The following is an 18,805-nucleotide window of genomic DNA, read 5'->3' as shown; positions in this document are numbered from 1 at the left end:
GTACAGCGAGGCGACCACCGAGTACTGCGCGTGGGTGAGGCCCAGCGGGGCCACCGCGCGATCGACCGCGACCCGCCACTTGTTGGCGAGCCGCCACACCAGGAAGCCGGGCGTTGCGCCCGTGGAACCCTTGCTCATGGCAAATAGCGTACATGGCTACTATGTCCATGGCTACTGTTTTCGGGCTCTCGCCTCCGTGTCCCGGCTGCTGCCGGGCCGGTCGTCGGGGACGATCCTCCGGGACTTCACCAGCCTGTCCGGTGGGGGCTCGTGCGGGCACCGGGCAGGCGGAGACCCGGGCCGGCGTTCACCGCACGTCGCCGCCCGGCTCGGAGCCGCCCATGTCGAGCCGGAAGGGCGGGTACTCGTCGGTCATCAGGGCCGCGTAGGCGGCGACCCTGATAGCCCAACGGTTGAGGCCGACGATCAGGTCGAACAGGTCGCGGTGATACGTGCCCGTGAACGCCAGGCCGACGGCGGAGATCAGCACCAGCAGGCCGATCAGCCCGGAACCGTACCAGCCCTCGTGCCAGCCGCCGCTGAAGACGCCGACCACCAGGTACTGCGGAATGGCGAGCAGCCACCACTTGACCAGCACCAGCCCCCGGGACAGCCGCTCGGGGTACGCGACGTCGAGCCGCGCCGGGTAGTCCGGCTCGGCACGCAGGCTGAACGGCGGGTAGCGGTCGGTGCCCAGCGCGCCGTACGCGTAGTAGGAGACCCGCCAGCTCCAGCGCAGGACGCCGAGGTTGAAGTCGAACAGGGGGCGCGGGTAGCGCTCGGTGAAGAGGATCGCGAAGAAGGCGACCACCGTCACCAGGACGAAGGCGATCCAGAGGAAGGCCAGCACCACGAGGTGGGGGATCACCAGGATCCACTTCACGAGCCACAGCCAGCGCGAGAGCGGGGTGTCCAGCGCTGCCGTCAGCCGGACCGGCCGGTAGGTGGTGGGGGTGGCCATGGCGCGGCCTCCTGACCCTTGCGGACGTGCGTGCCTTGCGGACGTGGCCTTGCGGACGTGCGTGCCTTGCGGACATGCGTGCAACACGTGCCTACCCGGGCGGCCGGTCGGCCGGGCGAACCCGTCCCGGCCGTCCTGCAGTGCGCATCCCTGCAGGGCGCGGAGAAGCTCCTTCCTCCAGCCTGCTCCGGGAACACGGGCGACGCCAACGGCGGGCGCACTCGCACCGGACCGGTGGCGCAACGGCTTCATTCGTACGGAACGACCGCGACCGGGCACTGCACGTGGTGGATGGCGGCGTGCGCCACCGGCCCGAGGTGCGCACCGATCGGCGCCCGACGGACACGGCGGCCGACCACCAGGAGGTCCGCGCCGGCGGCGGCCTCGACGACGGTGGCCGCGGCGTGGCCGCGCACGAGTTCCGCGTTCACGGTCACCTGCGGCCGGCGCGACCGCCAGGGTGACAGCGTGTCCGCGAACTCGTGCTGCTCGGCGGCCGACAACTCCGCGTCCATGCTGCCGATCGCGGCGAAGGCCATGTACTCGCTGCCGGTGGGCGGCATCCAGGCGTGGACCGCCCGGAGCGGCGCCGAGCGCAGCCGGGCGGCCTCGAAGGCGAAGGCGATGACGTCGTCGCAGGCGTGCCGGAGATCGAGGCCGAGCACGACATCGCCCTGCGCCGAGGCATCCGGCGTGGGACCGCCCGTCGCCGAGGCGTCCGTCGTGGGACCGCCCGTCGTGGGACCGCTCTCCTCTGCCCGGACCAGCACCACCGGGCAGGCTGCCCGCCGCAGTACCTCCTGGCTGACGGATCCGACGAGGTAGCCGCGGAGTGTGCCGAGCCCCCGTGAGCCGAGAACCAGCATGGCGGCGTTCCGGCCGGCCGCCTCCAGGGCCTCGGCCGGCTCCTCGGGGACGTGGGCCGAGGTGACCTGGGCGCCCGAGGCGAGCACGGCCCGGAGCTCCTCCTCCTTGGCCGCCAGCCTCTGCCGACTCCAGGCGATCGCGTCGTCGGTGCCGAGGACATCGTTCCTGCGCCACGGCCAGGCCTCGACGAGTTCGAGCGGCAGCCCGCGGAGGACCGCCTCACGGGCGGCCCAGCCGGTCGCTGCCACGCTCTCGGGCGAGCCGTCGAAGCCCACCACGATCGGTCCGTTCATGCCGACCTCCGGTGTCGGGAAGGGGACTCCCGGTGCGGTGAGCGATCGCCCCGGCAGGGCGGGCCCCGGCGCCCGTCGGCCAGCCGGCCGGTCCGGAGGCCGAGAGCGTGCACCACGATCCCCTGATGTCAGGCGGGTTCCTCGGTGTCAGGCGGAGCCGGACCGGTCGTTCGCGGTCGCGTCCGTCATCCCCGCCCGGAGCAGCATGTGCCCGAGCTCGACCAGGGCGCGCCCGGCCGCGTACTCGTCGCCGATCTCCGGTACGGGCGGGTCGTGCGGGTTGCGGTGGGCCTCGGTGCGGCTCTCCAGCGTGTTGTCGCCGGTGTCCAGCACGGCGTGGACCTTGGTGACGTCACCCTCCTCGAAGAGGTCCAGTCGCAGTTCCCAGCGCCTGGTACGGACGGGGCCTGAAGCGGCGCTCGCGTTCATGGGCGGTTCTCCTCACGGACGGAGGCGGCTTCGGCCGACCGGTTGGTCGGCCTGCCGGCCGCCTCCCGCACTTCCATGGTGGGCCGAGTGGAGTGCACCGGCACGGGGAGGCCCGCGATCGACGTCAGCGGCGGACATCCGCCTCCGTGCTCCGGCCGGCGGAGGTCAGCGGATCAGCACCCGCTCGCCGGAGCGGGGCACCACGGCCGTCCAGCCGAGCTCGCGGTCGATCCGGTCGCGCAGGGCCTCGGAGCCCTCGGGCTCGCCGTGGACGAGGTACACCGCGCTCGGCGGCGCGGCCGGGCGCAGCCAGTCGATGATCTCGGCGGCGTCGGCGTGCGCGGAGAAGGCGGGGACGTTGACGATCTTGGCGCGCACCGGCACGTACGTCCCGTACATCTTCAGTGTGCGGGCGCCGTTCACGAGGTCCCGGGCGCGGGTGCCCTCGGCGGCGTAGCCGACCACGACGACGGTGTTGCGGACGTCGGGCAGCAGGTGGCGCAGGTGGTGGACGACCCGGCCGCCGGTGGCCATGCCGGAGGCGGACACGATGACCGCAGGAGCGTGGGCGCGGTCCAGGGCGAGCGAGTCCTGGAGCGAGTGGATCAGGGTGAACGGCGCCGGGTCCAGGGCGGCGGGGCCCCGGGCCAGGACGTCCGGCCGCAGCTGGTCCGAGCCCGAGGCGAAGGCCTCGCGGTAGATCTGAAGGGTCGCGAGCGCCATCGGGCTGTCCACGTACACGGGGACGCCGGCCGGCAGCCGGCCCGTGCGGCGCAGTTCGGCGAGCTGGTGCAGCACCACCTCGGTGCGGTCGACCGCGAACGAGGGGATGACGACGGTCCCGCCGCGTGCCAGGGTCCGTTCCAGCGCCTGGGCGAACCACTCGCGGGCCGCCGTCTCCTCGTGGTGCCGGTGGCCGTACGTCGACTCCATCAGCAGCACGTCGGCGCCGGTGAAGGGTTCGGGCGGGCGCAGCAGCGGGTGGACGGGGCGGCCGAGGTCGCCGCTGGCGGCCAGGGTGCGGCCGTCCTCCAGGGTGAGGTGGGCCCAGGCGGACCCGAGGATGTGCCCGGCGCGGTGCAGCCGGAGCACGATCCCGGCGGTGATCTCGACGTCGGTGTCCAGCGGGACGGGGTCGAACATCCTCAGCGCGTTCTCGACGTCCTCGTCGTCGTAGAGCGGTTCGGCGGGCCGGTGTTTGGACCACCCGTGCGTGTTGGCGTGCTCCGCCTCCTCGCGGAGCAGGTGGGCGCTGTCGCGCAGGATCAGCTCTGCGATCCGGGCGGTGTCGGGGGTGGTGAGCACCGGCCCGCGGAAGCCGTCGCGGACGAGGCGGGGCAGGTAGCCGCAGTGGTCCAGGTGGGCGTGGGTGAGGACGACGGCCCGGACGTCGGCCGGGTCCAGCGGCAGCGGGCGCCGGTTGCGGCGGCGCAGTTCGGCCAGGCCCTGGAACAGGCCGCAGTCGACCATCAGGCGGGCGTGGTCGGTCTCGACCAGGAACTTGCTGCCGGTGACGGTGCCCACGCCGCCGAGGAAGGTCAGCAGGCCCGGCCTGGGCTGCGGCCGGGGCCCGCCGCTGTCCGTGGTCATGACGCCTCCGTCGAGGTCGGGTTCTCCCATCCTCACCCTCACCGGCCGCGTTGTCCTGGGCCGAAGCGGCCCGGTCGACCTGGTCCGGTCGGCCCTGTGCGCAGGCGTGCGACAGGCGGAGAGTGAAGGCGGGACCCTCCCTACGGGCCCGTTCGAGGAGGAGCTTCGAGGAGGAGCTTCGAGGAGGAGTGAGGACGATGCAGCACCGCAGCGTCAACGACGTGATGACCCGTGAGGTCGTCACCGCCCGGCCCGACACGCCGTTCAAGGAGATCGCGGCGCTGTTCCACCGCAACGACATCACCGCGATCCCGGTGCTCGACGACCAGGACCGCCCGCTCGGGATGGTGTCCGAGGCCGACCTGATCCGCAAGGAGGCCGTCCTGCCTGACCCGGAGGGCCGCTACCCCGGTCGCTGGCTGGACGCGAAGGACCGCGCCCGTGCCGAGGCGGAGACCGCCGGCGGGCTGATGACCAGCCCCGCCGTCACCGCCCGCCCCGGTTGGTCGGTGCCCGAAGCGGCCCGGGCCATGGACAAGCACAGGGTCAAGCGCCTGCCCGTGATCGACGAGGCCGGCCGCCTGGTCGGCATCGTCAGCCGCAGGGACCTGCTCCAGGTCTTCCTACGCCACGACGCCGCCATCCGCGAGGAGATCGCGCACGACGTGCTGGGCCAGACCCTCTGGCTGGCGCCCGGCGACGTCCGGGTGACGGTGCACGACGGCGTGGCCACCCTGGAGGGGCGGCTTCCCCGCCGCAGCCTCATCCCGATCGCCGAACAGCTCTGCCGCGCCGTCGACGGCGTGGTCGCCGTCCACGCCACGCTCGACTGGACGGAGGACGACACCGGCCCCCGGCTCGAACACCCCCGCGCCTACCACGCCGCTTCGTAGGAGACCACCGTGACCAGCACACCGAGTACCGTCGCCGACGTCATGACCCACGCGGTGGTCGCCGTCGGCCGCGACGCGGACTTCCGCGAGATCGCCGAGACCCTCCGGCGCTGGCAGGTCAGCGCGGTCCCCGTCCTGACCGGCGACGGCCGGGTGATCGGCGTGGTTTCCGAGGCCGACCTGCTCACCACCCGCGACCGGGACGGCGAGCGTGCCGACGCCCTGACCGCCGGGCGGATGATGTCCGTCCCCGCCGTCACGGTCCACCCCGGCAGCCCGTTCGGCGAGGCGGCCCGGGCGATGGCCCGTGGCCACCTCAAGCGGCTTCCGGTGGTCGACGAGGAGGACTACCTGGTCGGCATCGTCAGCCGGGGCGACCTGCTGAAGGTCTACCTCGGCGACGACCGCGAACTCGCCGACCGGGTGCGTTTCGAACTGGTCGCCACGCTCGGCCCGGCCGCCCCGGTCGACACCGACGTCCGGTGCGAGGACGGCCGGATCACCCTGTCCGGTGACCTGCCCGACGCCGTCTCCGCACCGGTCCTGGAGCGTTTGGTGCGGTCCGTGCCCGGCGTGGTCGGTGTCGAACTGCGACTCGCCGCACCGGCCTGACCGCGGAGGCAGCCGTACGGGCGGCTGGCTCTCGTGCTCGCGCAGCGCCGCCATCTTGATGTCGAAGGTCGCGCGGTGGTGTCCACGATCACGTCGGCGCGCACCGGTTCGTCGAAGGTGAGCGAGTTGTAGCGCGGCGCTGTCGACCTTCTCTGGTGTGGCATGTGTGGCAGGGGCCAGTCGGATCGATGCTCAACGGCAAGGACGATGTCTGTGTTCCCCGCTCGGGCTTGTGTGGTGCTCGCGGAGCACCTTGGCGTCGGGCCGGGCGCGCTGTTCTGCGGCCTTCCTGACGGCGTGGAGCGTGCCACGCAGGACGACGCCGACGCCGGGGGAGACGAGCGCCCAATAGCGGCCGAAGCGGTCGTCGGCCGCGGGGTCGGTGCAGGCGGTTCGGGCCTCGTAGGTGAGCAGCGACCGGTGGGTGCCGTAGGAGTGGACGACGAGAGCGGCTGCCATCTTCGCCCAGCCCGACTCGTCGAACGGCGTGAAGTCCTGCGATCCGACCCGGCGCCATTCGATCGAGGCCTGCCACGGCTTTCCGACCGCCCCGAAGACGAGCTCGCGTCCCGGATTCTCGCCGAGAGCCACCCAGGGCTGATCGCCCCAGGCTTCCCCGGGGGTATCGAAGAGGTCGGCCACCCGCAGAGTCGGCGGGGTCGGTTCGGGTCGGCCGCGGAGCCGGTCCGGAAGTCCGCGTGCCCACATGGCCGCGTTGAGGAGCGGTGAGTGGACGGTGAGCAGGTCCAGTGTTCGGGCGGCTTCGTAAGTGACGGGCGGTGCGGCGGCGATGGCCACACTTTCGAGGCGGGAGTACCCGAACTCGGGCAGCACGCCGTCCAGGAGCAACTGCGTACCAGTGGGATCGGCAGTCGAGTCGGCGTACATCGCGGCCTCCGGGGGACGGGCGGTCCTGCGGTCACGAGGCGCGGCCGAGCCGCGTGCGCAGGTTGTGGAACTGGCGGGTCTGCATGATGAAGTGCGCGGGTTCGCCGAACAGCAGGTCGAACGGCCAGGTGAACCGTCGTGGTCTGCTCAAGCCGCGCGTACGGACCACCAGACGGGTCCCGCCACCGGGTACGGGCCGGAGGTGGAAGCCCCAGACACCGTCCATGTAGGCGCGGGGCAGAGGAGTGGAGCGGGCGTCGAAGGAGTGTCCGGACGGCAGCTCCAGGTTCGACTGCAGCACCAACGTCTGCTCGGGCTCCAGGAGCGCCACGGTGAACCAGGACTGGCCGTCCGGTGCCGCGATCAGACGCTGCCCCTCCTCCAGGCTCTGCCACGCGGGCACGATCACGTCGGCGCTCGGTTCACCCATGTGGTCCAACCTGTCCCAGCTGTACCAGCCTGCGCGGTCGCCTCCCATCTGCACCAGCCAGGGCCAGACCTGTTCCGGTGGCGCGGGGAGGGTCGTGGCCATGGTCGAGGAACTGTCGGCCTCGGGGACGAGATCATCGCCGGGGTAGCCGCGCGCCGCCTCGTCGGGGGTCGCGCCCCAGGTCAGCATCCTCGGCCGCAGGATCACGCCGTGCAGGGCCAGGGCTACCACGGCGGTGGCGACGGCGGCCGGCCCGAGGGCAAGTCGGTGTCCGCTCATACTCCGAGCGTTGCTCTCCCCACTCGGTGACGCCACCGGGCAGCGGAAGGTCCGTCCCGGGCGCGGGCCGACGCGCTGGGCACCAGCACCGCCGTGGGGGCGCCCCTCCGCCGATGGACGAGGCCGGCACTGCGGACATCCTCGGCGGTGTGGAATTCCACCCTGTGTCCCTCAGATCAGCGCTGGCCAGGGGCTCCGACGACCAGCGAAAGCTCTACTCGGCAGCCGAGCTCATTGCCCGCGCCGCCGACCTTCTCAGTGAGTCGGCCGAACTCGTACACGACAACGAGCGCCGATGGCGTATCTTCGGCGCTCGGATTGCCGACCTCGGCGACTCGCCCCCGGCGTGCCCTCCGGGCCCGGCACATCAGGGCTGAACCGTACCCCCGGAGGGCGGCAGGACTTCCGTCGGCAAGTCGGTGGAGCTGCTCGGCCGGTACGCGCCGGGGCTTCCACTCCGGGGCAGCTCTGAAGTGTTGCCACCGTGCGCGGGGTTCGGGTACCAGTCGGCCGGGCCGCTCGGCGTGAGGTGGCGGGGCAGGCCGTCGGTCCAGCGCTTGGTGCCGTCGGGCAGGACGGCGAGGGCCTCGACGCCGGGCCGGCGGGAGGCCCAGGCGAGGGCGCGGTCCGGGCCCATGGCGAAGGCGGCGGTGGTCCAGGCGTCGGTGCGGGCGATTCCGGTGCCCGGGCCGGTGATCAGGGTCAGTGAGGCCAGGCCGGTCACGGGGCACCCGGTGTGCGGGTCCAGGATGTGCGGTCCGCGCTCGGCGGTGCCGGATGTGGCCACCGCGAGGCCGCTGCCGCCCAGGACGGCGGCGAGCCGGCCCTGCCGCAGCGGGTGGGCGATGCCGATCCGCCACGGGCCGCCCGCGGTCTGGACGTCGCCGCCGCCGCTGACGCAGAACTGCCGGGATCCGGCGGCGTGGAGCATCCGGGCTGCCTCCTCGACCGCCCAGCCCTTGACCCAGCCGCTGGGGTCGAGTCGGCCGCCGGGCCGGTCGGTGAAGTAGCCGTCGGTCTCCTCGGCGACTTCGCGGCAGGCCGTGTGCACCTGGCGGACCTCCGGGGCGCAGCTGTCGAGGTCGAGTTCGCCGCGGTCGAGGCGGCTGATGTCGCTGTCCGTCCGGTAGGTGGAGAAGACCGCGTCGATTCGCTGCAGCCGGTCGGTGATGTCCCGGAACACCGCCGGGGTGTCCGGGCCGGGGTCGCGGACGACGATCGAGAAGACGGTGCCCATGACCGGTTCGGTGTGGCGGAGCACGGCAGCTCAGCGCCCAGCCCGGTCGAGGGCGCTCTGCAGGGAACGAATGTAGCCCTGGCTGGTGAAGGTGGCGCCGCTGACCACGTCGATCCCGGCGCTCTGGGCGGCTATCGCCTCCTGGTTGAGCAGCGGCAGGGCAGAGCTGTTGATCTCCCGGTCCCGACGGTCCTCCGTCGGGTACTTGATGACGTCGACGGTGGTGATCCGGCTGCCGGAGAGGGTGACCTCGACCTGCACCAGCCCGTACCGGGTGTTCGCCGCGTTGCCGATGACCTTCCGTGTCCCGCCCGCGACGGTTGCCGCCGATGACGGCCCCGTCCCGCCCGGGCCGGTCGCCCCCGATGACGGCCCCCTCCCGCCGGTCGATCCTGTGGCGCCCGCGGACGGCGAGGCAGCGTCCGACGGCCCGGCGGCGGCGCCGGGCGCGTCGCTCCCGTCCGAGCTGATGACCGCCGTCGGGCCGGCGGCCTGGTGCGGCTTCAGGGACAGCAGCAGGACGATTCCGGCCGCGGTGGCGGCGGTGCTGACGACGGCTCGGCGCATGGGAGGTGCTCCTCGGGGATCAGAAGGTGAAGGACTCGCGGTGGATACGGCCGCGCCGTACCCCGGCGGCCCGCAGTGAACGCACGGCCTCCTCGGCCATGGCCTCCGGTCCGCACAGGTAGACCTCGTGGTCGGCGAGGCCGGGGAGCAGCCGGGCGAGGGCCGTCCCCAGGTCGCCGACCTGTGCCCTTGACCCGACCAGCTCGTACACCCGTCCACCGCGTCGGTGGGCGACCTCCGACAGCTCCTCCCGAAAGAGGAGGTCCTCCCGGCGCCGGGCCCGCTGCACCAGGATCACCTCGCCCGGCATCGTCTCGAACAGGGCCCGCAGCGGGGTGACTCCCACGCCCGCTCCGATCAGCAGGACGCGGCGCCGTCGCTGCACCCGTGCCGTGAAGGCCCCGTACGGGCCCTCGGCGCGGACGCGGGTGCCCGGGCGCAGCGAGGCCACCGCCGCACTGTGCCCGCCGAGGTCCTTGACGGTGAATCGCAGGAAGTCCTGGTGCGGCGGCGCGGACAGCGAATACGGGTTGGCGGCCCAGCGCAGGCCGGGCGCGTCGAACTGCAGCCGGAAGAACTGCCCGGGCTCGGCCCGCAACTCGTCCAGTCGCTGCCCTCGCAGGAAGACGGACACCACGTCGGGGCCCTCGGGGCGGACTTCGGCCACCGTGAGCCGATGGCGGCGGTCGCGCAGCCACGGTCGCATCAGCCGGTACCAGCCCAGCAGGCCCGCGGTGACGAGGTAGAGAGCGCACCAGGCGGCCCGGCCCGGGCCGCCGCCGAGGTCGGCACCGGTGGCCAGCTGGTGCCCGAAGGCCAGGGCCACCGCCAGGTAGGTCGCCAGGTGGAGGTAGTACCAGGTCTCGTAGGAGAGCCGGCGGCGCGCAGCCCGGGCGGACACCGCGCCGGTGCCCAGCATCAGGAGCGTGGCCAAGGTGGCCTTGAGCATCTCGGGGAAGTGGAACGCGATCTCCACGCCCTCGCCGAGCACTCCGCGGCCGTCCGTCAGGGCGTATCCCCAGACGATCGTGAGCACGTGCGCGGTCACCGTGGCCACCAGCCAGCGGCCGCCGAAGGCGTGCCAGCGGGCCAGGCGGTCGGCGCCGACCTCGCGTTCCAGCGGTGGCAGCCGGGCCATGAGCAGGAGCAGCACGGCTGCCGCGTACCCGGCGAGCAGGCCGGTGATCCGGCCCGCACCGGTCAGCCAGCCGGCCGCACCGGTGACCGCGGTGGTGTCCGTCCACCACAGCGCGACGACACCGAGCGCGCCCGCGGCGATCAGCCCGAGGGCGGCGGCCGGCGCAGTGGCGGCCGGACGCCGCGGTGCCGCCAGATGCATCGGGCTCACGGAGCGCGGCGGAGCGACGCTGGCCATCGGGATTCTCCTTCCTGCCGGCGGCGGTGGCCGCCGGGGTGATCACGATGGCACCGCAAGCTCTCAGTTGCCTCTGAACCCGCGCCGGCGCCCCCGCCGGTCCGAGCGGTATCGGCGCAGCTCAGAGCCTGTCCCGCCGGATCACCCGGCAGATCCGATCTCATGGCTTTCTCATCGTCGCGTGACCAGAATGAACGCCGACGACAGCGCATGCCGAGGGAGCACCATGGACGACACCGCCGACACGCGCGCCTGGCGAGTGCTCGTGGTGGACGACGAACCCGACCTGGTCGAGGTGGTCTGCGGCGCGGTCCGCTACGAGGGCTGGCAGGCCCTGGGCGAGACCACCGGCCTGGCCGCCGTCCGGACCGCGGCGTCCTGGCGGCCGCACGCCATCGTGCTCGACATGATGCTCCCGGACCTCGACGGCATGGAGGTGCTGCGCCGCGTCCACGAGGAGCAGCCGGAAGTGCGGGTGCTCTTCCTCACCGCCCGGGACGCGGTCGAAGACCGCATCGCGGGCATCGCCGCAGGCGGCGACGACTACGTGACCAAACCGTTCAGCCTGGCCGAGGTCGTTGTCCGGCTGCGCGGACTGCTCCGCCGCACCGCACCGCCCGGGGCGGCGCATCCCCCGCCCGCGCACGCGCTGGTACTCGGGGACCTCGTCCTCGACGAGCAGGCGCGCGAGGTCACCCGGAGCGGCGACACCATCGACCTGAGCCCCACCGAGTACGCGCTCCTCGCCTACCTGATGCACCACCCGCGGCAGGTACTGAGCAAGGCGCAGATCCTGGATGCCGTCTGGTCCTACGACTTCGGCGGCCAGGCGCACGTGGTCGAGCTGTACATCAGCTACCTGCGCAAGAAGGTGGACGCCGGCCGGGCACCTATGATCCACACCGTGCGCGGGGCCGGCTACCTGATCAAGGCGGCCACGTGACCGGCGGCCTGCGCGGCCGAGCGGGCCGGCTGATGCCGAGGACACTGCGCGCCCGGCTGATCGCCGGGCTGCTGGTGCTCCTGGTGGTGACCTGCACCGCCGTCGGGCTCGCCACCACTGCGGCGCTACGCCACTTCCTGGTGGACCGGCTCGACCAACAGCTCGCCGATTCCGGCGGGCGGTACGCGGCCAGCCTGGAGCACGCCGGACAGGGCGGCGACACCCGGGCCCAGGCGCCGGGCACCTTCGGTGCCCGGCTCCTGAACGGCCGGGTGACCGCGACCGGGGTGGTCGACGGCGACGCCGACGATGCGGACGATCCCAACGACGACGACCGGGTGGCGCTGTCGCCGGCCGGCCAGCGTGCTCTCGCCGCCCTCCCGGTCGGCGGGCCGGCCCGCACCGTCGACCTGGGCGGTGCAACCGGCCCCTACCGGGTGCGCGCCGTCGCCGGCCGGGACGGAGACGTCCTGGTCGGCGGACTGCCCCTGCGGCAGGTCGAGGACACGGTCGACCGGCTGGCCACCCTGGAGCTCATGGTGTTCGCCCTGGCCGCCGCCGGGGCGGGAGTCGCGGGTGCGCTCTGGGTCCGTTGGTCGCTGCGCCCGCTGGACCGGGTGGCGAGGACGGCCGAGCAGGTCAGCGCACTGCCGCTCGCCAGCGGCGCCGTCACCCTCGCCGAACGAGTTCCGGACGACGATCCGCGCACGGAGGTCGGCCGGGTCGGCACGGCCCTCAACCGGATGCTCGATCACGTGGGGGCCGCACTGGCCCGCCGGCACGCCGTGGAGGAACGCCTGCGGGCGTTCGCCGCCGACGCCAGCCACGAACTGCGCACCCCCGTGGCCGCGGTCCGCGGGCATGCCGAACTCGCGTTGCGTCATCCCGGTGAAGTGCCCGAGCCGGTGCGTCACTCATTGGAACGGATCAACGCCGAAGCGGGCCGGATGGGGATGATCGTCGAGGACCTGCTGCTGCTCGCCCGGCTGGACGCCGGCCGCCCGCTGGCTGACGAGGAGGTCGACCTGACCCGGATCGCGCTGGACGCGTTGGCGGACGCCCGAGCCGCCGGACCGGAGCACCGCTGGCGTCTGGCCCTGCCCGAGGAACCCCTTCTCGTGCGTGGGGACACCCACCGGCTGAACCAGGTGGTGGCCAATCTGCTGGCGAACGCCCACACCCACACACCACCCGGTACCGAGGTCGAACTCAGTCTGGCGCGGTTCGGGGAGCAGGTCCGGATGGCTGTCACCGACAACGGCCCCGGAATCCCGCCCGAGCTGGCCGGCCGGGTGTTCGAACGCTTCGTCCGGGGCGACCGGGCCCGCTCGCGCACGACCGGGTCGACCGGGCTCGGTCTGTCGATCGTGCAGGCGGTGGTCCAAGCACACGGTGGCGCGCTGGAGCTGGCGAGCCGCCCTGGCCGCACCGTGTTGAACGTTCGTCTCCGGGCCGCGCCCTGACCTGACCGCTCGCAGACGTGCCGAGCGCAGTGCGGCGGCTTCGATGACGAAGGTGAGAGCGTCGGCGGCGGCCGGACGTCGAGGCCGGGCCGATCAGGACGTCCTGTGCCTGGGTGTCGGCCGTGGGGGCCTCCCCGGCCGCCCAGTCGGTGGCGTCGGGACTCTCCGGCGAGCCGTCGAATCCGACGACGATGGGACAGTTCACGGTGTTGTCCGGTTCGTGGGCGGTGCCGGGGCCCGGGTCAGTCGCGGAGAGCGAGTCCGGGGCGGCGCCGAGACGGTTGGGTGGCCTCGGCCGCTCCGTCGTCCGTTCCGGCCGCCGCGGCCAGGGGCTCGGCCCCGGGCATCGCGGTCAGTGTCGAACGGCTTCACGGCCCGCGCCTGGGTGAGACCGCCCGGAGCGCCGCGCGGGAGCCGCAGCCGGTCACGGACCGCTCGGCGCTGAACGGTGCACGGGCCGCTGACCCGACGCGCCGCCCGGCCCCGGGCGGTGCAGGCTGGAACCACAGCACGCCGGAGGATGCCCGAGCGGCGGCGTCCATGTGTCCGGCAGGCGGCGCCAGTACGAGTGGTGCGAAACCGGTCGCCGGGCTCGGAACGGGAGACGGAGGATGGCCCATACCCACGCGCGCACCTGCGAGCGGCTGGCCGACCAGGCGGACCTGGTCACGGAGGCGCTGCGGCGGGTGACGGAGGCGGTGCTCGGCTCGCCGGCCGTCGAGGTCGGCCGGGAACTGGAGGCGGCCGAGCGAGCGGTGCGGCCGCTGTTCGAAGACCTGGAGGACGACCTCACGGTCGTTCTCGCGGTCGAGGGCACAAGGCCGCAGGGCCTCCGAGACGTCGTGGCCGAGATCCACATCGGCGGAGACCTGCGGCACCTGGCCGACCAGGCCCGGCAGATCGGGGAGATCGCCTCGGCGCGGCGCGTCAGGGGCCCGTTCCCCGAGGAGCTCCGCACCCCGTTGGGAGGGCTCGCCGACCTGGTGCTCGGCATGGTGACGCTGGCCGCGGCGGCGCTGCGGGAGCCGTCCGCGGCGACCGTCGCCGACCTGCATGACGGGCCCAATGCGGCCGCCCAGCGCCAACGGCTGCTGTACGAGCGGATCATCCGCGAAGGGGCGACCGACCCGACGGACGTGCTGGACGCTGTGCTGCTGGCGGCGTCCTTCGCGCGCTGTGCGCACCATGCGCTGTCGGCGGCCCGGTTCGCGGCGCTGTTCGCCGAGTCGCCGTAGCCGCCCGCGCCTACGGCAGGCCCGCCACGGCGGTCGTCGCCGTGAGGCTGCGCAGGACGCCGGCATGGCGGACGCTGCCGTCATGGGCGATGACCAGCTCGGCCAGAGCCGGTTCGGTCAGGTCGACGACCGGTCGTCCGTCGTGGACGAGGCGGGCCAGCAGTGCGGTGACGGAGCGGGAGAAGGCGGCGGAGGCGGCCGCCGGGACATGGGCGGCGAGGTCGCCGGCGCCGATCACGGTGACGCCGTCGGCGAGCACCTGCTCGACGCCGGGCTCGGCTCCGGCGACGGTGCGCCCGTAGGGTCCGCAGGCCAGGTCCACCACCACTGACCCCGGTCGGAGCCTGCGGAGGGCGTCGTCGTCGAGCAGCAGCGGCGCCGGGATGTTGCCAGAGGGCTCGACCGTGCTGATCACGATGTCGAAGGACGGCAGGACCGCCGCCGCTGCTCGCTCACCCGTTCGGCGGACCTGCACCTCCGCGCCGAGCAACCGCGCCGTCTCGACCGCCCGCCGAGCGTCAGGGCCACCCCCGAGAACCAGGACGCCGGCCGGTTCCCGGCCGAGCCGGTCGGCGGCCAGGCGGACGGCCTCGGACCCGGCGAACTCCGCCTGGCCCGCCGCCGCGTCCAAGGGGCTCGGGGGGCCGGCCGTGGCCGACAGCTGGTCCAGACTGATCAGGGTCGCCCCCTCGTCGGCCCACCGGCGGACCACGAAGGGGGCGTGCATCGGTCGCAGCAGGCCGATGAGGATCTGCCCGCGGCGCATTGGCCCGAGTGTGTCGACCGTGGGCCGCCGGACCGTGACCACGATGTCCGCCGAGGTCACCTCGGCGCTGGAGACGACGCGCGCCCCGGCTGCCCGGTACACAGCGCCGGTGAAGCCCGCGACGGCTCCTGCGCCGCCCTCGACCAGGACGCTCAGCCCGAGGGCGCCGACGTCACGCACGCCTTCCGGGACGAGCGCCACCCGTGTCTCTCCCTGATGTCGCTCGCGGAGCACGCTCAACGTCACGGCCGCCATCGCCGACCTCGCTGTCCGTCGTGGAAAGCTCTGCGCCCTCCCAGTATCAGCCTTTGCGAGGCTCCCCGATCACCCCGGATACTCGAACGGGAGCCGTTGCCCGACTCCGCGCGGAGGTGGCCGTGGCCCGTCATGGTTGGCAGTTCTGGGTTGACCGAGGGGGGACGTTCACCGATGTCGTCGGCCTGCGCCCGGACGGTCGTCTGGTCACCCACAAGCTGCTCTCGGTGGACCGCCGTCGCTACCGGGACGCCGCCGTCGCCGGTATCCGGCACCTCATGGGGCTCGCCCCGGGAGAGCCCCTCACCGATGTCGGCATCGAGGCCGTCCGGATGGGTACCACCGTTGCCACCAACGCCCTGCTGGAGCGCACCGGCGAGCGGACCGCACTGGTCGTCACCCGCGGTTTCGGTGACGTCCTGCGGATCGGCTACCAGGACCGCCCGCACATCTTCGCCCGCCGGATCGTCCTCCCCGAGCCGCTGTACGACGAGGTGATCGAGGCGGACGAGCGGATCGCCGCCGACGGCACGGTGCTGCGCCCGCCCGAGCTCGACGCGCTCGGCGCCCGGTTGCGGACGGCGTACGACCGCGGGATCCGCTCGGTCGCGGTGACGCTTCTGCACAGCCACCTCCACCCGGCGCACGAGCGCCTGATCGGTGAACTCGCCCACCGCATCGGCTTCCCGCAGGTGTCGCTGTCCAGCGAGGTCAGCCCGCTGATGCGGGTGGTGCCGCGGGGTGACACCACGGTCGTGGACGCCTACCTGACACCGGTGCTGCGCCGCTACGTCGACGAGGTGGCGGATGAACTGCGCGGGGTACGGCTGATGTTCATGCAGTCCAACGGGGGACTGGCCGAGGCCGGTCACTTCCGGGGAAAGGACGCGATCCTCTCCGGCCCGGCCGGCGGTATCGTCGGAATGGCCCGGATGTCCGAACTGGCAGGCCACGGCCGCGTGATCGGCTTCGACATGGGCGGCACCTCGACGGACGTCTCGCACTACGCGGGTGCCTACGAGCGAGTGGTCAGCACCCAGGTGGCCGGGGTGCGGTTGAGGGCGCCGATGCTGGCGATCCACACGGTCGCCGCGGGTGGTGGATCGGTGCTGCACTTCGACGGCGCCCGCTACCGGGTCGGCCCGGACTCGGCCGGCGCCGACCCCGGCCCGCTGTCCTACCGGGCCGGCGGACCGCTGACGGTGACGGACGCCAACCTCGTCCTCGGCCGGATCCAACCCGGCTGCTTTCCCACGGTCTTCGGGTCCGGTGGCGACCTGCCGCTGGACCGGGAGGCGGTTCGGGAGGCGTTTCGCGCCCTCGCCGTCGACATCTCCGCCCGGACGGGCGACGACCGGACACCCGAACAGGTCGCCGAGGGCTTCCTGCGGATCGCCGTGGACAACATCGCCAACGCCGTGAAGCGGATCTCGGTCCAGCGGGGGCACGACGTCACCCGGTACGCGCTCACCACCTTCGGCGGCGCGGGCGGCCAGCACGCCTGCGCGGTCGCCGACGCCCTGGGCATCCGCACCGTTCTGGTGCCGCCCGCGGCCGGACTGCTCTCCGCGCTCGGCATCGGCCTGGCCGACACCACCGTGATGCGCGAGCAGTCCGTCGAACTCCCTCTGGAACAGGCGTCGATGGGCAGGATCGGGGCGGTGGCCGAGGCGCTCACCGCGACCGCCCGGGCCGAGCTGCTGGCCGAGGACGTCCCGCCGGACCGCGTCCGGACGGTCCGGCGGGCCCGGCTGCGCTACGACGGCACGGACACCGCGATTCCGGTCGACCTGGCGGAGCCGGCGGTCATGGCCGCCGCCTTCGAGGCCACCCACCGTGCGTTGTACTCGTTTCTGATGGATCGTCAAGTCATTGTCGAGGCATTGTCGGTGGAGGCGACCGGTCTGACCCTTCCGCCCGACATCGGTGTTCTCGGCGCGGCTTCCGGCGGAGAGCCCGACGTGCCCGGGGAGGTCGACCTGTACACCGGCGGGACATGGCGGAGGGTCGGCCTGCACCGGCGTCAACTGCTTCCTCCGGGGCGTACGGTGACCGGTCCCGCGATCGTGGCCGAGTCCGGTGCCACCACCGTGGTCGACGACGGCTGGCGGATGACGGTCGGCGAGGCAGGCCATCTGCTGCTGGAGCGGTCCGCCGCGCCCGGGGCCGAGACCGTCGGTACCGAGGCGGACCCGGTGCTACTGGAGGTCTTCAACAACCTCTTCATGTCGATCGCCGAACAGATGGGAGCGCGGCTGGAGTCCACCGCGCAGTCGGTCAACATCAAGGAGCGGCTCGACTTCTCCTGCGCCCTGTTCGACCCGGGCGGCAACCTCGTCGCCAACGCCCCGCACATCCCGGTCCACCTCGGCTCGATGGGCACCACCGTCCAGGAGGTGATCCGGCGGCGAGGCGGCTCGATGAGGCCCGGCGACACCTATGCCGTCAACGACCCCTATCACGGCGGCACCCACCTTCCCGACGTCACCGTGGTCACCCCGGTCTTCGACGCGGCCGGAGAGCGGATCCTGTTCCACGTGGCCTCCCGCGGGCATCACGCCGAGATCGGTGGGCTCACACCCGGCTCGATGCCGGCCAACAGCCGCCGGATCGAGGAGGAGGGCGTGCTGTTCGACAACTGGCTGCTGGTCGAGGGCGGGCGGCTGCGGGAGGCGGAGACCCGGAAGCTGCTGTGCGAGGCGGCGTACCCCTCGCGCAACCCGGAGACCAACCTGGCCGACCTCCGGGCCCAGATCGCCGCCAATCGCAAGGGCGTCGAGGAGATCGGCGCGATGATCGGCCACTTCGGGCTGGACGTGGTGCAGGCGTACATGGGGCACGTGCAGGACAACGCGGAGGAGGCCGTCCGCCGGGTGATCGGACGGCTGGACGACGGCGCCCACCGGTACGAGACGGACGCCGGGGCGGTGATCGCCGTACGCGTCACCGTCGACCACCGGGACCGTTCGGCCGTCGTCGACTTCACCGGCACCGCGGACCAGCTCGACAGCAATCTCAACGCGCCCGCGTCGGTGGCCACCGCGGCGGTGCTGTACGTTTTCCGCACCCTGGTGGCCGAGGACATCCCGCTCAACGACGGCTGCCTGCGGCCGCTGCGGATCATCGTCCCGCCCGGGTCGATGCTCGCCCCACGCCACCCGGCCGCCGTGGTCGCCGGGAACGTCGAGACCTCGCAGGCGATCGTCGGTGCCCTCTACGCGGCGCTCGGCGTCCAGGCGGAGGGCTCGGGCACGATGAACAACGTCAGCTTCGGCAACCGGGATCACCAGTACTACGAAACACTCGGTTCAGGCTCAGGTGCGGGCGACGGCTTCCACGGCGCCTCCGTGGTGCAGACCCACATGACGAACTCCCGGCTCACCGACCCCGAGGTACTGGAGTGGCGACTGCCGGTCCTGCTGGAGGAGTTCTCCGTGCGGGCGGGCAGCGGCGGCCATGGACGCTGGCATGGCGGCGACGGCGCCGTCCGGCGGATCAGGTTCCGCGAGCCGATGACGATCAGCCTCCTCTCCAGCCACCGCCGTGTCCCTCCGTACGGCCTCGCGGGGGGTCGGCCGGGCGCCCTCGGCGCCAACCGCGTCGAACGCGTCGACGGCTCGGTCCACCACCTGGCCGGCTGCGACTTCGTCACCGTGGAATCGGGTGACGTCCTGGTGATCGAGACCCCCGGTGGCGGTGGCTACGGCCGGCCCTGACGTCGA

The 18,805-nt window shown here is 73.0% G+C and carries 17 protein-coding genes and 1 pseudogene; 7 read left to right on the top strand and 11 right to left on the bottom strand.

Features of this window, described 5'->3' with window-relative positions; all coding sequences use genetic code 11:
* From ACFC1F_RS21520 to ACFC1F_RS21500, 5 genes and pseudogenes are all read right to left on the bottom strand, one after another.
* Positions 1-138: pseudogene (locus tag ACFC1F_RS21520) on the bottom strand (MarR family transcriptional regulator); the annotation flags it as partial.
* 169 nt (positions 139-307) lie between these two features.
* On the bottom strand, positions 308-961 hold the full coding sequence (locus ACFC1F_RS21515) for a DUF4389 domain-containing protein (RefSeq protein WP_376160377.1): 654 nt from the start codon (positions 959-961) through the stop codon (positions 308-310).
* A gap of 248 nt (positions 962-1,209) precedes the next feature.
* Positions 1,210-2,121 (bottom strand): universal stress protein, encoded by a 912-nt coding sequence (locus ACFC1F_RS21510; RefSeq protein ID WP_376160375.1) that lies wholly within the window; start codon positions 2,119-2,121, stop codon positions 1,210-1,212.
* A gap of 147 nt (positions 2,122-2,268) precedes the next feature.
* Complete coding sequence (locus ACFC1F_RS21505; protein WP_209410776.1) at positions 2,269-2,550, bottom strand: dsRBD fold-containing protein; 282 nt, start codon at positions 2,548-2,550, stop codon at positions 2,269-2,271.
* Between the two features lie 165 nt (positions 2,551-2,715).
* The gene (locus ACFC1F_RS21500; protein WP_376160373.1) at positions 2,716-4,140 is read right to left on the bottom strand and encodes an MBL fold metallo-hydrolase RNA specificity domain-containing protein; all 1,425 of its coding nucleotides are present in this window, start codon (positions 4,138-4,140) and stop codon (positions 2,716-2,718) included.
* Positions 4,141-4,337: 197 nt separating this feature from the next.
* Between ACFC1F_RS21500 and ACFC1F_RS21495 the strand changes: the two genes are divergently transcribed.
* Together ACFC1F_RS21495 and ACFC1F_RS21490 are read left to right on the top strand one after the other, a co-directional pair.
* Entirely contained in the window at positions 4,338-5,033 is a 696-nt protein-coding gene (locus ACFC1F_RS21495; RefSeq protein ID WP_376160371.1) for a CBS domain-containing protein, read from the top strand.
* Positions 5,034-5,042: 9 nt separating this feature from the next.
* Positions 5,043-5,645, top strand: a complete 603-nt coding sequence (locus tag ACFC1F_RS21490) for a CBS domain-containing protein (RefSeq protein ID WP_376160369.1) — start codon at positions 5,043-5,045, stop codon at positions 5,643-5,645.
* A gap of 192 nt (positions 5,646-5,837) precedes the next feature.
* On the opposite strand, the gene ACFC1F_RS21485 is transcribed toward ACFC1F_RS21490, so the two are convergent.
* A complete protein-coding gene (locus tag ACFC1F_RS21485) occupies positions 5,838-6,533 on the bottom strand; it encodes a hypothetical protein (protein ID WP_376160367.1) in 696 nt (231 codons plus the stop codon).
* Positions 6,534-6,564: 31 nt separating this feature from the next.
* On the bottom strand, positions 6,565-7,242 hold the full coding sequence (locus ACFC1F_RS21480; protein ID WP_376160366.1) for a hypothetical protein: 678 nt from the start codon (positions 7,240-7,242) through the stop codon (positions 6,565-6,567).
* Positions 7,243-7,355: 113 nt separating this feature from the next.
* Here ACFC1F_RS21480 and ACFC1F_RS21475 point away from each other — a divergent pair, with 113 nt between their 5' ends.
* Positions 7,356-7,619, top strand: coding sequence for a hypothetical protein (locus tag ACFC1F_RS21475; RefSeq protein ID WP_376160364.1), 264 nt, complete (start codon positions 7,356-7,358; stop codon positions 7,617-7,619).
* On the opposite strand, the gene ACFC1F_RS21470 is transcribed toward ACFC1F_RS21475, so the two are convergent.
* Genes ACFC1F_RS21470 through ACFC1F_RS21460 form a run of 3 tightly spaced genes read right to left on the bottom strand, consistent with a single transcriptional unit; the run spans position 7,610 to position 10,421 of the window.
* A complete protein-coding gene (locus tag ACFC1F_RS21470) occupies positions 7,610-8,479 on the bottom strand; it encodes an FAD:protein FMN transferase (protein WP_376160362.1) in 870 nt (289 codons plus the stop codon). The two genes, ACFC1F_RS21475 and ACFC1F_RS21470, sit on opposite strands and share 10 nt — an antisense overlap.
* A 30-nt stretch (positions 8,480-8,509) precedes the next feature.
* Positions 8,510-9,046, bottom strand: coding sequence for an FMN-binding protein (locus tag ACFC1F_RS21465; RefSeq protein WP_376160360.1), 537 nt, complete (start codon positions 9,044-9,046; stop codon positions 8,510-8,512).
* Between the two features lie 19 nt (positions 9,047-9,065).
* Positions 9,066-10,421, bottom strand: coding sequence for a ferric reductase-like transmembrane domain-containing protein (locus tag ACFC1F_RS21460; RefSeq protein ID WP_376160358.1), 1,356 nt, complete (start codon positions 10,419-10,421; stop codon positions 9,066-9,068).
* Positions 10,422-10,647: 226 nt separating this feature from the next.
* Between ACFC1F_RS21460 and ACFC1F_RS21455 the strand changes: the two genes are divergently transcribed.
* From ACFC1F_RS21455 to ACFC1F_RS21445, 3 genes are all read left to right on the top strand, one after another.
* Complete coding sequence (locus ACFC1F_RS21455; RefSeq protein WP_376160381.1) at positions 10,648-11,364, top strand: response regulator transcription factor; 717 nt, start codon at positions 10,648-10,650, stop codon at positions 11,362-11,364.
* A gap of 32 nt (positions 11,365-11,396) precedes the next feature.
* Positions 11,397-12,827: a sensor histidine kinase gene (locus ACFC1F_RS21450; RefSeq protein WP_376160357.1), complete on the top strand. Its 1,431-nt coding sequence runs from the start codon at positions 11,397-11,399 to the stop codon at positions 12,825-12,827.
* Positions 12,828-13,438: 611 nt separating this feature from the next.
* Positions 13,439-14,062, top strand: coding sequence for a PhoU domain-containing protein (locus ACFC1F_RS21445; protein ID WP_376160355.1), 624 nt, complete (start codon positions 13,439-13,441; stop codon positions 14,060-14,062).
* 10 nt (positions 14,063-14,072) lie between these two features.
* Here ACFC1F_RS21445 and ACFC1F_RS21440 read toward each other — a convergent pair whose 3' ends face one another.
* Positions 14,073-15,083, bottom strand: coding sequence for a hypothetical protein (locus tag ACFC1F_RS21440; protein WP_376160353.1), 1,011 nt, complete (start codon positions 15,081-15,083; stop codon positions 14,073-14,075).
* Between the two features lie 122 nt (positions 15,084-15,205).
* Here ACFC1F_RS21440 and ACFC1F_RS21435 point away from each other — a divergent pair, with 122 nt between their 5' ends.
* Positions 15,206-18,799: a hydantoinase B/oxoprolinase family protein gene (locus ACFC1F_RS21435; protein WP_376160351.1), complete on the top strand. Its 3,594-nt coding sequence runs from the start codon at positions 15,206-15,208 to the stop codon at positions 18,797-18,799.
* The last annotated feature ends 6 nt before the right edge of the window (positions 18,800-18,805 follow it).

This window comes from Kitasatospora sp. NPDC056181 (assembly GCF_042266225.1).
Classification (GTDB): domain Bacteria; phylum Actinomycetota; class Actinomycetes; order Streptomycetales; family Streptomycetaceae; genus Kitasatospora.
Note: the sequence above shows the minus strand (reverse complement) of the source record. Positions and strands in the feature narration are given on the sequence as shown.